At 73.9% G+C, this 1,178-nt stretch carries 1 protein-coding gene; it reads left to right on the plus strand.

Features of this window, described 5'->3' with window-relative positions; genetic code table 11:
- Positions 1–1,178: Ig-like domain-containing protein (locus tag BN11_RS24290; protein ID WP_048699657.1), on the plus strand; the 1,178-nt coding region annotated here is incomplete at both ends.

Below are 1,178 nucleotides of genomic sequence, written 5' to 3' on the forward strand. Positions count from 1 at the left end.
GCCGGCCAGCGGGCGGCGACGGCCCGCACGTGCGGGGTGGGCGGCGCCACCGAGGAGATCGTCGACCGGGCCCAGTCGCTGCGCCGCCCGGTGCTGCGCGTCAACCGCGGGCACATCGTCATCAACGACATCGCGTCCGGTCGCCTCTTCGACGTCGAGAACCGCAAGGCGACCGACGACTGGACCGGGCTGATCCGCCCGCTGCGCGCCGCTGCCGACTACAAGGGGCCGAGCAAGGATCCGGGGCGCTCCACCAAGCAGCCGCCCACGATCACGCCGGCGGTCTTCGGCGCCCGGCCCGGCCGGGCCTCCGTGCTGCCCGTCCTCGACAATGTCACCGACCTCGCCGGCCGCATCCTCGCCGTCACCGCCATCTCCCGGATCGAGGGCGGCACGGCCGTCATCGCCCCCGATCTGCAGACGGTGCGGTTCACCCTCGACAAGGACGCCGAGGTCGGGTCGTTCCTGTTCACCGCCGATGCCGGCGGCATCTCCTCGACCGGCCGGGTCAGCGTCCGCGCGCAGCCCGACAGCAGGAACACCGCACCCAAGCACCGCAAGACCACCGCCGCCCCGCTGTGGACCGTGCCAGCGGGCGGGGTGCTGACCGTCCCTGTCATCGGGTCCTGGCGCGACGGTGAGGGCGACCCGCTCGTCATCGCCGGCGCCGAAACGGCTCGCGGGTCGGTCCAGCCGGGCGACGGCGCCCTCGAGGTCACCGCACCCAGCACCCCCGGCTCGATGGAGGTCACCTACCGGGTCAGTGACGGACGGGCCACCAGTGCCCCCGCCCGGGTGCGCGTCGAGGTCCAGGACGCGCAGGCCACGACCCGGCGGCCGGCGACGACCCGTCCCGATGTCGTCGTGACCGAGGCCGGCCGCCCGGCCCAGATCACCCCACTCGCCAATGACATCCCCGGCTCCGACCCGACGAGCCGCGACCCGCACCTGGCCCTGGACGGCGAGCCGGCCTTCACCCGCTCGAGCAGCAAACCGCTGCGCGTCGACACCGACCTGACCAGCGGCACCCTCACCGTGATTGCGACCAAACCGGGCACCTACCCGATCCGCTATCGCGCGGCATACGGCACGGCGGAACCGGCCGAGGGGGAGATCCGCGTGGAGGTGCGCGAGAAGGCCAAGGACCGCACGCCCGTCGCGATGCCGGACACCGCCTC

It is taken from the genome of Nostocoides australiense Ben110 (assembly GCF_001050535.1).
Classification (GTDB): Bacteria; Actinomycetota; Actinomycetes; order Actinomycetales; family Dermatophilaceae; genus Nostocoides_A; species Nostocoides_A australiense.